Origin of the sequence: Haloarchaeobius salinus, assembly GCF_024464185.1 — an archaeon.
Lineage (GTDB): Archaea > Halobacteriota > Halobacteria > Halobacteriales > Natrialbaceae > Haloarchaeobius > Haloarchaeobius salinus.
This window is the reverse complement of record NZ_JANHAU010000004.1, coordinates 113,924-127,175: the sequence shown is the minus strand read 5'-3', so window position 1 is coordinate 127,175 and position 13,252 is coordinate 113,924. Positions and strand designations below refer to the sequence as shown.

Sequence of the window (13,252 nt, the reverse complement as noted above, 5' to 3'; positions counted from 1 at the left end):
GTCGTAGCACCAGGTGTACCATGGCCGCCGAAACCGACGACCAACCGACCCCGCCCGACGAGCGCGACCTTGAGAGCTACGTCGACGACCGGCTGTTCGACGACAGCATGGGCACGCTCGCGGACCACGCCGCCCGCAAGGCCGCGCTGGGGGACGCCCGGCGCTACGCCATCGTGTTCCTGCTGTACGAACGCGACGAGGTGCCCCGGAGCGAGCTCGCCGACGCGGTGGACGACCCCACGTTCGACCTGACCCACCACCTCGGAGAACTGGTCGACGCCGGGCTCGTCGCCCGCACCGGCGCGCCCGAAGGCGCGGACGGCCGGCGGACGTTCTACGAGATCACCCACCTCGGCCGGCAGGAGATCGCGGCCGACTACCGCAACGTCACCGGGCACGATCCCGGCGAGTAGCCGACCCTCGGTCCGTCCGTTCGGCGTCCACTTCTCGGGCGGCCCCCTCCGTTCAGACCGAGTCCGTCAGCCCGCCGTCCACCCGCAGGTTCTGTCCGGTCACGTAGCTCGCGTCGTCCGAGGCGAGGTACGCGACCGCGTCGGCTATCTCCTCGACCGCAGCGGGCCGACCCATCGGGATCTCCGCCAGCGTCCCGTCGTCGACCTCGTAGCTGTCGGCGAAACCGGGCAGGACGCAGTTCATCCGGATGCCGGCGTCGGCGTACCGGTCGGCGTAGAGCTTCGTGAACGCGCCGAGGCCCGCCCGCAGCACCGACGAGACGGGGAAGTCGAGCGACGGCTCGTACGCGGAGAACGTCGAGATGTTGACGACGCTCCCGCCACCCTGCTCCTCGAAGACGGGTGTGACGAGCCGGGCCATCCGGACGACGTTGAGCAGCACGAGGTCGAGTCCGTCGTGCCAGTCCCCGTCGTCGATGTCGAGCAGGTCGCCCGTCGCCGGGTGGCCGGTGTTGTTCACCACGACGTCGATGCGTCCGTACCGGTCGAGCGCCGCGTCGACCAGCGCCTCGAGGTCTGCCGGGCCGGTCACCGAGCCCTCGAAGCCGACGCCGCCGAGTTCCTCGGCCACCTCCTTCGCCGCGCCAGATTTCGACAGCAGTACCGGTGTGTACCCGTCCTCGGCGAGCTGTCGGGCGCACGCTGCGCCGATGCCACGGCCCGCCGCGGTCACGACTGCTACCCGTTCGGTCATGGGGGAGAGAGGAGCGAACAGTCAAAACACGTTCGGACCGCGGCAGTCCGGGCCGGTTCAGAGCCCGAGCGCGGCCATCAGGGGGACACCGCTGGCGAGCGCGCCGACGAGGTAGCCGCCGATGGCACCGCCGTTGAGCAGCGGGAGGCCGGCGTGGGCGCGACCCTTCAGCACCATCCACATCAGCACGAGCAGGCCCAGGATGGTGCCGACCATCGCGGTCAGCCCGGGCAGGTTGAGCAGGATGGGGTCGGTGACCAGCGCGTCGACGGTCCCACCGGGGACGGCGGTGTGGAAGTGCACCGCGGAGACGACGATGATGCTCGGCATGACGGCGTCGCCGAGGCCGATGAAGAACGCGTCGCGCTCCATCGGCGACTGGTCGGTCACGCCCTCGTCGTCGTCCTCCGGGCTGTCCGTCTCGGCCGTGTCGGGCCGCCCACCGTCGCCGGTGGCTGTCTCGTCGGGCCCGCCGGCCTCCCCCCCGTCCTGGCCGCTCCCCAGCTTCCGGAAGGAGAACGAGAGCGTCGTCGGTGCGACGAGCACGACGGGCACCTTCATGTCCATGACGCCCTCCGCGAGCGTGAGCATGTGTTCGGTGCCGTACACCGAGATGGCGTCGTACACCGCGAGCACCGTCAGCAGGAGGATGGCGGGGAACAGGCCGAACGAGATGCCGAACAGGCCGGCGGCGGCCGCACCCATCACCACGCCGGCTGCGTCGATGACCCACCATTCGGGGTAGACGAGCAGGCCGACCGCGATGAGCGCAGCGGGGACCGCGGCGACGAGCGGGGCGAGGAACGCCGCGAAGACGTACCACGAGAGCATCCCGCTCGTGAGGATAATGAACCCGCGGATGAGCCACTGGAGGTCGTACCGGAAGGCGAGCAGCATCAGCGCGGTCGCGACGAGGATGGCGGCGACGTAGACGATGCTGTTCGTCGGGTCGTTCGGGTTCTCGACGACCTGCCGGTCCTGCGCCTCGAAGGGCTGGACCAGGGAGAGCGCCCCGAGCTGGACGAGGAGGAAGATGGCGACGACGAGGCCGACGGCCCCGAGGACGCGCGTCCGGTCGTTCATGGCCGTCCGTTCCGGCCGGCGGTTTATCGGCTTTCCGTTCGCTGGACGCCCCCGCCGCTACCGGGCGTACAGGGTCTGTCCGAGCAACAGCGCGGGGTCGTCGTCGGTGGTGACGGCGACGTACGGCTTCGAGACCGGGCCGAAGACGTCGACAACACGGCCGACCGCGTTGAGCGATTCGTCGACCGCCTCGGTGCCGATGTCGGGGTACTCGTCGCCCTCGCTCCGTGCGACCGCGAGCCCCTGTGCGACGCGGACGACCTCGCCGACGCGCTTCATTCGCGGAGGGCGTTGACGTACGCCGCGACGGCCTGGACGATGTCGTTCTTCGAGTCGTCGTCGGGGTTCTTCACGAGGACGCGGCCGCGCTGGCGGTGGCCCTCGCGGGAGTAGCTCTTCTCGCGCTCGATGACCGCGTCGTAGCCGACCTGCTGGACGGCCTTCGCGATCTCCTCGACGTCCGGCTCCTCGACCGCGAGGTCGTCCGGGACACGTCGTCCCTTCGACCGCGTGAGGCCCGCGTCGAAGTACGCGGGGTAGATGACGTTCTCGACCATGCCCCGACCGAGGGGCGGGGGTCGTATCGGCCTTTCGGAGTCGCGTTACGTCCGGCGGGCGATGCCGGCGAGCGAGAGCGCGGCGACGAGTGCCGCCACGACGCCGAAGCCGGGCGAGCCGCCGTCGTCACTGCCGTCGGTCGATGCGGTCGGTGTGTTCGTGTCCGCGTCCGTCTGACTGCCGTCGGTTGCCGTCGCGGTGGGGCCACCGGACGTCGCGGTCGTCCCAGTCGAGGCCTCACCGCGGATGCTCGCGTTGGCCTCCGCGTACGCCTCCGGGAACCACGCCTGCGAGAGGTTCCGCATCACGTAGACGCTGCGGGGGGCGGGCTGGCTCACGTAGTTCTCGTTCAGGACGATCGTCTGGTCCTCCTGCACTGCGATGGTGTTCTGGTAGGCCTCGGACTCTGGAATCCGGGGTTCGGGCTGGCCGCCGTTCAGCAGCAACCACTCGACGGTCATGTTCGCGACAACCTCGGGATTGATGCGGGCGTAGCCCGCCTGGCTGTACTCCAGGTCGGCCGATGCCGCCAGGTTCTCCGCGCCAGCGGTCGTCATCAGGTCGTTGATGTACGTGTCCGGGCCGGGCGTCGTCCCGTAGAAGACGTACAGCGCCTGCGGGGACTCCTGTCCCTCGGCGGCGCGCTGGACGACCTCGAGTTCGGTCTCCATCCAGTCGCGCGTCTCGCTCGCACCCTCGCAGGCACCGACGAGCTGACCGGTCACCTCGACCTTCTCGAGGACGGCGTCCATGCTGCTCGCGCTCCGGAACTTGTACACCGTGATGCCGGCGTCGCGGAGGCGTTCGACGGTGTCGTCGCTCACGATGTTCTCCGCGAGCACGAGCTTGGGCTGCTGGGCGACGACGCGCTCGACGCTGACGAACGCCCGACCGGAGCCGGAGATGTTCGCCCACGCGTCGGAGCCGTCCAGATAGCTCGCGTACTGGGTCGCCCCGACGACCTTCGAGCCGGCACCGATCTCGACCATCGTCTGTGCGGCGGCGGGTCCGAGCGTCACCACCGAGTCAGGTGCTTCCTCGACCGTCACTTCGGTTCCCGTCGCGTCCGTCGCGGAGAACGGGAACGAGCAGTCCTCCTGTGCGGTGGCGGCCGTCGCACTGGTCGGTTCCATGGCTGCCGTGGCCCCACCGACGGGGGCCACGACGGCCGCGAGTGAACCGACCAGCAACAGTGCCACCACGAGCGTCGTCCGTGTACCTGTCATCACACCCAACTCGCGACGTATGCAATAAGTATTTACCTAAAGCAAGTAGAATTGTGAACAAGCGCCAGCGATGCGTACCGACCTCAGAGCAGTCGTGTGGTCCTGCGGCCTCGTAGCCCTGCTGTTCGCCACCGTCGCTGTCTGTACGACCGTCGGCCCCGTCGACATCGCACCGACCGCCGTCGCCGCGGCCATCCTCAACGCGCTCTGGATTCCGACGGGCGTGCACGCGACGGAGGGCTCGACTGGCCTCCTCGGCGTGACGCTCCTCCCGTTCGGCGTCGGGGTCGAGACGACACACCCGTTCTCGTTCCACGTGGCCGAGACCACCCGGGTCATCGTCATCTCGTTGCGGCTGCCGCGCATCGCACTCGCCGCCGTCGTCGGCTTCGCGCTCGCCGCCGCCGGCACCGTCATGCAGGGGTTCTTCCGGAACCCGATGGCCGACCCCTCCATCGTCGGCGTCTCCTCCGGTGCGGCGGTCGGTGCGGTCGCGTTCATCACGCTCGGCGGTGCCATCCCGCTGGTCGGGACCGCCGTCCCGTTCGGCATCGAGGGCGCAGCGTTCGTCGGCGCGGTCGCCGCCGCGTTCCTCGTCTACACCATCGCGACCGAGGGCGGCCGCACCCCCGTCGCGACCCTGCTGCTCGCCGGGGTCGCCGTCCAGACGTTCCTCGGGGCGGTCGTCTCGTTCCTCATGGTCACCAGCCCCGAGGGCACGCTCCAGCGGGCGTACTACTGGCTGCTCGGCGACCTCGGCATGAACGCCGCCTGGGAGCCGGTCGGCGTCGCGTTCGTCGCCGTCGCCGCCTGCTTCCTCCTGCTCCTGCCGTTCACGCGGGACCTGAACGTCCTGATGCTCGGCGAGGAGGACGCCCACCACCTCGGCATCGAGGTCGAACGCACGAAACAGATCCTGCTCGCGGTGTCCAGCGCCATCACGGCCGCCGGCGTCGCCGTCGCAGGGGTCATCGGCTTCGTCGGGCTCGTCGTCCCGCACGCGATGCGCCTCGTCGTCGGCCCCGACCACCGGGTGCTCCTGCCGACGAGCGCGCTCGCCGGGGCGACGTTCCTCGTCGTCGCGGACACGCTCGCGCGCTCGACCGCTGAGGTGCTCCCCGTCGGCGTCGTCACCGCCGCCGTCGGTGCGCCGTTCTTCCTGTTCCTGCTCAGCCGCCGGGAGGTGCACGCACTGTGATCGACATCGACGGCGTCACCGTCTCGTTCGGCAACGCGACCGTCCTCGATGACGTATCGCTCGCCGTCGAACCCGGCACCTTCCTCGGACTCGTCGGCCCGAACGGGGCGGGGAAGACGACGCTCCTCCGGACCGTCAGCGGCGCGCTCGACCCCGACGGCGGCACCGTCTCTCTCGACGACGACCGGCTCGACAAACTGGGCTCGAAAGCCGCCAGCCGGCGGGTCGCCGTCGTCCCGCAGGACACCACGGTCTCCTTCGGGTTCACCGCGCGCGATGTGGTCGCGATGGGACGCACACCGCACCGGGGACGGTTCGAGCCCTCCACCCGGACGGACCGACAGGCGGTCGACGACGCACTCGCCCGCGTCGACGCCGAGCACCTCGCGGACCGCCGGATCGACGAGCTGAGCGGCGGGGAACGACAGACCGTGACCATCGCCCGTGCACTCGCACAGGAGACACCGATCCTCCTGCTCGACGAGCCGACGGCGAGCCTCGACGTGAACCACCAGGTCGAGACGCTGGAACTGGTCGCGGACCTCGTCGCCGACGGGAAGACCGTCGTCGCGGCCATCCACGACCTCTCGCTCGCGGCCAGGTACTGCGACGAACTGGCGCTGCTCGCCGACGGAGATATCGTGGCTACTGGTTTACCGGAGTCGGTGCTGACACGCGACCGTCTCGCCGACTCGTTCGACGCCCGCACGGTGCTCCGGCGCGACCCGGTCACCGAGAGCCTCGGTGTGACCACGCTCGCACGCCAGCCCGGGGCCGTCGACCGCTCGGTCCACCTCGTCGGCTCCGGCTCGGTCGCCGCCCGGACGCTGGAACGACTCGTCGGCGCGGACGCGAGCGTCTCAGTCGGGCCCGTCACCCAGGGCGATGCGCTGGCCGAGACGGCGGCTCTCCTCGACGTCGAGACCATCGAGCGCTACCCCCACGAACCCCTCGACGACGCGACCCTGTCGGCCACCCGCGAGGCCGTCGACCGTGCTGCCGTGGTCGCCGTCGCGAACCCCGCGCTCGTCGCCGGCGACGACCAGGTGTACGGGCTCCTGGACGGCCGCTCGCCGCTGGTCGTCGTCGATGAATCGGGTGGAGAGCAGCAGCCACCCAGGCGCGCCGCGTCACGCGCCGAAACGCTCCGACGACGGGGCGAGGTGACCGACGTACGCGGGGTCGCCGACGCGATTGCACGCGCGAAACGGCTCGTGGAAGCGACGGACGACTGAGGGCGTCCCAACGTTCAAGCGCCGGCCGTCCTAACCGCGAACGATGGACAGGGGGCCGTGGCTCGCGCTCGTACTGGTGCTCTCGATGGTGCTCGCCGGCTGTGGTGGCACCGCTGGCGTCCAGACACGGGACCCGTTCTCGGTGCCAGAGACGTCCGTACCCGACCCCTCGGAGACGGAGTCGATGCGGGCCACCCCACCGTTCTCGCCCGACCCGGAGACGGACACCCTCGGTGACCCGGCCGTGTTCCTGGACTCCCAGGCGCGCCGCCTCGAGGGGACGAGCTACAGTCTGGACTACGAACTCGACGTCAGGTACGACAACGGGACGAGGTGGAACAACGTCGTGGTCGACGCCCGGTTCGCCCGGAACCAGAGCATCTACGTCTCGAACGTGACCCAGCGCGGCCGGGCACTGAACGTGACCAGGCTCGCGTACGTCAACGGGAGCCGCCTGTACGCCGCGCGCGGGCCGGCTGGCCTCTCACCATCGGCCGCGAACTTCTCGATCGCCCGGACCGCCGACGGGACGCCGGTCCCGCCCGGGGAAGGCGTGACGCTCCGGGCGCTCCGTCCCGAGTTCCTCTACAACGGCTTCTCGTCGATGAACGTGACCGTCGTGCGTGAGCTCGACAGGGTCCCCGCGGGCGTCAGCGACCAGCTGTTCTACGTCCGCGCCACGGAGGTCACGCAGCCGGACACCCTCGTCAACAACGCGTTCACCGGCGGGGACGACGCCGGCGTCGAGAACGCGACGCTGGAAGCGATCGTCGCCAGCGATGGCTTCGTCTACGAGTACAGGATCGAGTACACCGTCGTGCGGGAGGACGGAACGCACCTCACCGTCTCCCGGCGACTCATCTACCGCAACGTGGGGACGACGACCGTAGCCGTGCCGTCGACGTGGGGCACGAACAACACGACGACGGCCGTTCGCTAATCACCCCTACGATTCGATGGAGTAGCCGCGCTCCCGGAGCAGTTCCTCGACGCGCTGGGCGTGGTCGCCCTGGACCTCGATGTGATTCTCCTTGACCGTGCCACCGGTCCCGAGCGCGGACTTGAGGTCGCTGGCGAGGTCGCCGAGGTCGCCGTCGCCCTCGAATCCCTCGATGACCACCATCTTCTTGCCGTACCGACGTTCCTCGGTCCGAACCGCCAGTGTCTGGGTCGCGCGGTCGAGGTCGGCCGTCGGGTCGTCGGAGACGTCGAGACCCTCGAAGGGGTCGTTGTCACTCATACAGATGGGACCGTTGGCGGTCACGACGTAAGAACGTTGGCCGCAGCGTCTCAGTCCATCGGGTTGCGGACGAGCTGGCCGTGTTCGACCTTCATGCACCGGTCCTGTACGACGTCGATTCCGGCCGCCTCGGCCTTTCGCGCCGCGTCGTCGTCTCCGACACCCGGCTGCATCCAGATTGCCCTCACGTCGTCCCGGTCGAGAGCCTCGCCGACGATCCCCGGAACCTCCTCGCTCGGGCGGAATATCTCGACGATGTCCACGGAAGCCGGAACGTCGGTCAGCGAGTCGAACGCTCGCCGACCGAATATCTCGTCGGCTGTCGGATTGACGGGCCACAGTTCGTAGCCGTGACGCTGCAGGTACGCCGGGACGATGTGGGCTGCCTTCTCGAACGATGTGGACGCACCGACTACGGCGACGCGGTCGTAGGCGAGTACTCGCCGGAGATCGTCCGGCGATTCGAGTGGCATACGGCCGATAGCGCGCGGCGAGGAATCAGTCTACCGCCGGGCCGGCCCGACCGACGAGCCGGCCCCTCGCGTGAGACGTGAGTACAGGCTCTCGTTCCTGCATTTCACTACCGGCCGACCCCCGGATTTGATATAGCGATATGCAATTTATCTGTTCGGCACCACACGTCAGCAGATGTCGGAAATACTTCAAGAGAGGCCGCCAGAACGGCTCAGAGCAGCCGATAGACGTTCGATTCGTAGACGTCCCGCACCTGGCCGCCCCAGTTGTGGGTGTACGTGTCGATGATGTCGCTCGCAACGTCTCCCCGGAGGTACTTGACGATACCACGGTCGCCCGTCCTGTCCCTGAGGTGGGTCGTGAAGAAGTGCCGGAAGTAATGGGGGGTGACGTTCTCCGTCGCCCCACCACCGTCCGTATACCACCCGTGGGCCCTGGCGTGTCGCTCGACGACGTTCCTGACCGCCTGTGGACTGAGCCGCCCGCCCCAGTCACCGCTCGTGGAGAGGAAGAGCGGCTCTGCGGGCGATCTGGCGTCCGGCCGGATGGCCAGCCACGACTTCAACACCGCTGCCAGCTCGCCGTCGACGGGGATGACGGTCGCCCGCTTTCGCTTGTTCGAGGCCGTCCGCTCCTCGCCGTTGTAGGAATAGCCACGGGCGGGTTCGGCAGCCACGTACAGCGATTCGGGCCGACCGTCCAGCTGGACGCGCCCACCGAGATCGAACTCGGCCACCAACTCGGGGTCAGAGAGCGAGAGGTCTCGCAGGTCGAGGTTGCACAGCTCGCCGACACGCACGCCGGTCTTCAGCAGCGTGATGACGAGCGCCCGCTCCAGCGGGTGCGATATCGCCCCGACGAACCCCCGCATCTTCGGCACCGAGATCTCCCGTCGCGTCGGGTCCTTGTCGATGGACTCGTCCATCTCCTCGACGACGAGCGCCATCGGGTTCGAATCGAACTCCCCGACCTGGGTCATGTAGGCGTAGAACCGATGGACGTAGGAGGCGTAGGACGCGACAGTGCTGGGTGCGTGCTCGCCTCTGAGGGAGTGGACCCACGCCATGCACGCCCTGCGCCCCGCCTCCTCGGGCGTGAGCGACCGTCCGCTGGGGCCGCTGCCCTCGTCGGCCAGGAACGACTCGAACCGCCTGAGGACCCGCTCGTAGGCCTCTCGCGTCCGCTCTGACTTCCCGTGGTACTCCTGGTCCTCGAGGTAGTACGAGACCGCGTCGGTCATCGGTCACCAGTTGGAACGTAGCCACCGTCACGGCCGCTGTACCGGAGCTCCCCCGCCTCCTGGAGGTCTCCCAGCGCCTCGTCCAGTCGTTCCTCGACGTCGTTGGTCACTGCGGCGACGAGGTCGTCCCACGTCTGGGGGTCGTCGCGGTCGTCTAGGATGGTCAGCACCCGGTCGGCCAGCTCGGCCCCGTCGGTGTCGTCCGCTATCGACTCGTTCGTGTCCCCGCTGTCGTCGCTATCGGGTGACTCGTCGAGGTCGAACGACCGGCGGCCGGCCTGGACCATCGTCCGGACGAACTCGCTGTGGCTCATGTCCAGCGCGTCGGCCTCCTCGGCCCACTGTTGCTTCTGGTAGGTCGGAACGTAGGTCCGGACTGCGGTGCGAGCCGTCTCGTCCTCGCTCATACCTCGAACACCTCCGCCGGGCGACAGGAGTCCCCGGGCGTCTGCAACCCTGTTCTGGAGGGACGAACCCCCGGGGTTACGTGCTCAGGACGGGGTTCGCCGAAACGGGGTTCCAGCGGAAATCCGTTGCCTTCCAAACGACTGGTTCCGGGTCGCCGTCCGGACGGTTCGAACCTGTGACCGAACGTCGGATCGAGTGGTCCACTCATCCGTTCGGGGCGACTCGCGCCCCGGTAATCAATCTACCCCTACAATCTGGGATAAGAGCCCTTATCTTCCTATGTATGTCTGTAATATCCGGCGGTCGAACGCAATATCCAATTATCTGGTAGCACTATTTGCATTTTGTAGGGCCATAATAGTTGATACTAAAACCATATCCTGTCCTTTCTGGGCGGACGGAATTTGAGTGGTCAACGGTGGTTGCTTCGGTGTACTGCCGAGGTGCATCAACCTGGCAGGTTGGCACTGGCAACTGAGTGGGCATCAGTTCGATGAGGTGGCTGGAGCTGGTGGCTGAACCGAGACGGTCTCTACTGCATCGAAGTGGCCCGGTACTGGCGTAGTCGGCACTGGACTCGTAAAGCCGATGTTCGATGCACGATCCGAACCCCGTCATCGAGTTGCACGAGGCTCGGATTCGGTGGCTCTATCCGCTGCCGAGGGCGCTCGCCGGGGAACTCGCGGTTCAGAAGGTCCGTTCGAGCACCAGCTGATAAATCTAATATCGCTATATCCAATTGGCGGTCGGGAGCGAACTCATCTCACTGCCAGTTCCGTCTCGACCTCGCCGAACAGCTCCCGCACGTCCTCGTCGCCGTCTGTCGATTCCGCGACGTTCTCCATCAGGACGGTCTCGCTGGGGAACAGCTGCGTGCCGAGTTCGAGCCCGTGGTCCCGGGCGGTGCCGCCGGTCATCGTGAGGTACACACCGACGCCCGTGTCGGCGATGCCGGCCTCCTCCTCCTGGCCGTCGTCCGGGTAGCAGAACTCGACGTCCCGCATCGCATCCGTGCCGAGGACGGCCTCGACCAGTCGCTCGTACCGGGGCGAGATGCAGAGCTCGCCCTCGTACTCGGCGACGAACTCGCGGGTCGCACCGTCGGCACGGTAGCTGTCGAGGAGCTCCGGCGTCGCCATCAGCGTGTGGTACACCGTATCGCCCAGGCCGGTGACGACGCGGACGTCCGTGTCGTGCGGGTCGATGCGGGCGTTCACGTCGGCGATGGTGTCGAGGGGGTCCGGACGGAGCGCGACGACCTCCTCGAGGACGAGGTCCGCACTGTCGAAGCCGAACGCGAACGAGTGGGTCCGAAGCGAGCGGAACGGCTCCTCGCGGCCGACGAGCTGGATGCGCCCGGAGCCGGTCTCGACGGTGACGCTGTCGAAGACGACCCGGCGGGGCAGCCCGTCGCGGTCGTCCCGGAGCAGGGTGAACTCCGGTCGATGGGGATGGCCGAGGTCGCTGTAGTCCGCGAGCCGTTCGTACACGTCTCGGGGGTCGTCCGTGTTCCCCTTCGTGATCGCCTTCTCGTACCGGAGCGTGGAGATGATCGAGTCGGCGAGTTCGGTCGCGTCGGCGCGTGATGCGACCCGCTCGAGGACGGCTTCGAGCGGACGTCCCTTCCGTGGGACTGCGACGGCTGTCGTCTCGGCCATTTCCCGGACGAACGGCTTCGGGGAAGAAAACGTGTTCGTTCTCAGCTGAACATCTCGCCGAGCTGGTCGCGCCACTCCTGGACCTCGGTGACCTCCTCCTCGACCTCGTCGACGCGGGACTCGACCGCGTCGAGGTCGTCCTCGAGCCCGGTCACGTCGGCCTGCACGTCGTCGATGCTGTCGGTGGCGTCGGCGATGTCGTTCTCCAGGGAGTCGGTCGACTCGTCGAGGTCGGTGCGGAGTCCGGAGACGTCACTGGAGACCGATTCGAGGTCGTCCTCGAGCCCGGTCACGTCGGCCTCGACGCTCTCGACGGACGAACGCACGTCGTCGACGTCGCCGTACAGCGAGGTGATCTCCTCGTCATGCCCGTCGATGTCCTCCGTGAGTGTCGAGACCTCGTCGCGCAGGGAGCTGACCTCGCGCTCGTACTCCTCGAGGAGCTGCTGGGCGGTGCCCTCCTCGTCGAGGAACTCCGCCAGCGCGTCGGTGTAGGCGGCGACCTCCTCGACGCGGGACTGGAGGTGCTCTACCTTCGCGATGTCGGTGCCGGCGGCCTCCACGTCGAGGGCCTGCCGGAGCTCGCGGCGCTCGTTCTCGGTCAGCGTGCCGTTCCGGAGCTCCTCGACGAGTGCGGTGGCGACGCTCCCATCGACGGCAGGTGCGGACGGAGCGTCGTCCGTGTCGTCGACTGCCTCGGGTTCCGTGTCGTCCGCGTCGTCGACTGCCTCGGGTTCCGTGTCGGCCGTTTCGCCGGCGACTTCGGGTTCCGCGTCGGCCTCGTCGTCGGCCTCGGTCTCGACCTCCGCGTCCAGCTCGACGTCCTCAGCCGGCGCTACCTCCGCTTCGGTCTCTGCGTCGGCTTCCGCGTCGGTCGCGGTTTCCATCTCCGATTCGGCCGCCTCTGCGTCGGCTTCGGCCTCCGCGGTCTCGTCGGTCTCCGCGCCGGGGTCGTCGATATCGAGATCGATCTCGGGTTCGTCGTCGGCCTCGCTCTCGGTCGCCCCGACCTCCTCCTCGGCGGCCTCGAGGTCGAGTTCGATCTCCGGCGTGTCCTCGTCAGCGGCTTCGTCGGCCTCGGCGGCGTCCGCGTCGCCGAGGTCGAGGTCGATGGAGCCGCCGTCGCCCGACGCTTCGGTGGTGTCGGCCTCCGCCGCTGCCGCGGCGGGCTCGTCGTCCTCGAGGCCGGGCATCTCGTCCTCGCCGGCGAGCATGTCCTTGACGACCTGGTTCGAGTCGTTGGAGACGATGTCGTCGATGGTGTTGTCGTCCTCGACCTCCTCTTCGCCCTCTCCCGCGTCGGCTGCCGCGCCCTCGGCGTCGACCTCGGTGAGCTGTGGCTCCGTGAGGAACTTGGCGGCCTCCGCCCCGTCGTCGATACGGATGCCGTAGACGGTGGTCACCTCCTCGCCGGGGTCGAGCGTGCGCTCGTACTCGACGTGGTGGTCCTGGAAGGCTGTCCAGTTCTCGCTCTCGTAGTCGGGGTGGAAGCCGACACCGTCCATCGGGAACTCCTCGGGTATCTCCTCGTGGATCCTGATGGTGACGGTCTCCGCCCGGTCGGACGTGATGCCGAACCGGATGGCGGGGACCGGGAACTCGTCGGCCTCGAACGACTTCGCGACCGAGACCCCGTCCGCGTCGACCTCGATTGTTGTCTCCTCGTCGACCTCGCTACTCATACAGCCACGTACCTGCACCACGAACATAAAGGAAACGGGCACGACCGCTGGCGGCCGGAGTGACAATCCTTAGGGCGGCGGCT

The 13,252-nt window shown here is 68.3% G+C and carries 15 protein-coding genes and 1 pseudogene; 5 read left to right on the top strand and 11 right to left on the bottom strand.

Going from position 1 to position 13,252, the window contains the following annotated elements; all coding sequences use genetic code 11:
* The first annotated feature begins 20 nt into the window (after positions 1 to 20).
* The gene (locus tag NO345_RS14930) at positions 21 to 413 is read left to right on the top strand and encodes a winged helix-turn-helix domain-containing protein (RefSeq protein ID WP_256300479.1); all 393 of its coding nucleotides are present in this window, start codon (positions 21 to 23) and stop codon (positions 411 to 413) included.
* 52 nt (positions 414 to 465) lie between these two features.
* On the opposite strand, the gene NO345_RS14925 is transcribed toward NO345_RS14930, so the two are convergent.
* The 5 genes from NO345_RS14925 to NO345_RS14905 are packed head-to-tail and all read right to left on the bottom strand — an operon-like array spanning position 466 to position 4,034.
* The gene (locus NO345_RS14925) at positions 466 to 1,167 is read right to left on the bottom strand and encodes an SDR family oxidoreductase (protein ID WP_256300477.1); all 702 of its coding nucleotides are present in this window, start codon (positions 1,165 to 1,167) and stop codon (positions 466 to 468) included.
* A 57-nt stretch (positions 1,168 to 1,224) separates the two neighbouring features.
* Entirely contained in the window at positions 1,225 to 2,250 is a 1,026-nt protein-coding gene (locus tag NO345_RS14920) for a presenilin family intramembrane aspartyl protease PSH (protein WP_256300475.1), read from the bottom strand.
* Between the two features lie 57 nt (positions 2,251 to 2,307).
* Positions 2,308 to 2,529, bottom strand: coding sequence for an H/ACA ribonucleoprotein complex subunit GAR1 (locus NO345_RS14915; protein ID WP_256300473.1), 222 nt, complete (start codon positions 2,527 to 2,529; stop codon positions 2,308 to 2,310).
* Positions 2,526 to 2,807, bottom strand: a complete 282-nt coding sequence (srp19, locus tag NO345_RS14910) for a signal recognition particle subunit SRP19 (RefSeq protein WP_256300471.1) — start codon at positions 2,805 to 2,807, stop codon at positions 2,526 to 2,528. The genes NO345_RS14915 and srp19 overlap by 4 nt, the downstream gene beginning before the upstream one ends.
* A gap of 45 nt (positions 2,808 to 2,852) precedes the next feature.
* Positions 2,853 to 4,034, bottom strand: coding sequence for a PGF-CTERM-anchored ABC transporter substrate-binding protein (locus NO345_RS14905; protein WP_256300470.1), 1,182 nt, complete (start codon positions 4,032 to 4,034; stop codon positions 2,853 to 2,855).
* A 70-nt stretch (positions 4,035 to 4,104) separates the two neighbouring features.
* Between NO345_RS14905 and btuC the strand changes: the two genes are divergently transcribed.
* From btuC to NO345_RS14890, 4 genes and pseudogenes are all read left to right on the top strand, one after another.
* The gene (gene btuC / locus NO345_RS14900; RefSeq protein WP_256300468.1) at positions 4,105 to 5,232 is read left to right on the top strand and encodes a vitamin B12 ABC transporter permease BtuC; all 1,128 of its coding nucleotides are present in this window, start codon (positions 4,105 to 4,107) and stop codon (positions 5,230 to 5,232) included.
* A gap of 56 nt (positions 5,233 to 5,288) precedes the next feature.
* Positions 5,289 to 5,714 (top strand): annotated as a pseudogene (locus NO345_RS20040) (ABC transporter ATP-binding protein); the annotation flags it as partial.
* Positions 5,715 to 5,735: 21 nt separating this feature from the next.
* On the top strand, positions 5,736 to 6,467 hold the full coding sequence (locus NO345_RS20035) for a hypothetical protein (protein WP_497007331.1): 732 nt from the start codon (positions 5,736 to 5,738) through the stop codon (positions 6,465 to 6,467).
* A gap of 43 nt (positions 6,468 to 6,510) precedes the next feature.
* A complete protein-coding gene (locus NO345_RS14890; RefSeq protein ID WP_256300464.1) occupies positions 6,511 to 7,407 on the top strand; it encodes a hypothetical protein in 897 nt (298 codons plus the stop codon).
* A gap of 6 nt (positions 7,408 to 7,413) precedes the next feature.
* On the opposite strand, the gene NO345_RS14885 is transcribed toward NO345_RS14890, so the two are convergent.
* The 6 genes from NO345_RS14885 to NO345_RS14860 all read right to left on the bottom strand — a co-directional run bounded on the left by NO345_RS14885 (position 7,414) and on the right by NO345_RS14860 (position 13,169).
* Positions 7,414 to 7,707, bottom strand: coding sequence for an SUI1 family translation initiation factor (locus NO345_RS14885; RefSeq protein ID WP_256300462.1), 294 nt, complete (start codon positions 7,705 to 7,707; stop codon positions 7,414 to 7,416).
* A 50-nt stretch (positions 7,708 to 7,757) separates the two neighbouring features.
* A complete protein-coding gene (locus NO345_RS14880; protein WP_256300460.1) occupies positions 7,758 to 8,180 on the bottom strand; it encodes a CoA-binding protein in 423 nt (140 codons plus the stop codon).
* A gap of 212 nt (positions 8,181 to 8,392) precedes the next feature.
* Positions 8,393 to 9,421 carry a tyrosine-type recombinase/integrase gene (locus NO345_RS14875; RefSeq protein ID WP_256300458.1) on the bottom strand — a complete coding sequence of 343 codons (1,029 nt, stop codon included), beginning with the start codon at positions 9,419 to 9,421 and terminating at the stop codon, positions 8,393 to 8,395.
* Entirely contained in the window at positions 9,418 to 9,828 is a 411-nt protein-coding gene (locus NO345_RS14870; RefSeq protein ID WP_256300456.1) for a DUF5805 domain-containing protein, read from the bottom strand. Before NO345_RS14870 ends, NO345_RS14875 begins: the two co-directional genes overlap by 4 nt.
* 759 nt (positions 9,829 to 10,587) lie before the next feature.
* Entirely contained in the window at positions 10,588 to 11,487 is a 900-nt protein-coding gene (locus NO345_RS14865) for a phosphoribosyltransferase HisG-related protein (RefSeq protein WP_256300454.1), read from the bottom strand.
* Positions 11,488 to 11,528: 41 nt separating this feature from the next.
* Positions 11,529 to 13,169, bottom strand: a complete 1,641-nt coding sequence (locus NO345_RS14860) for a hypothetical protein (protein WP_256300452.1) — start codon at positions 13,167 to 13,169, stop codon at positions 11,529 to 11,531.
* Positions 13,170 to 13,252 lie beyond the last annotated feature (83 nt).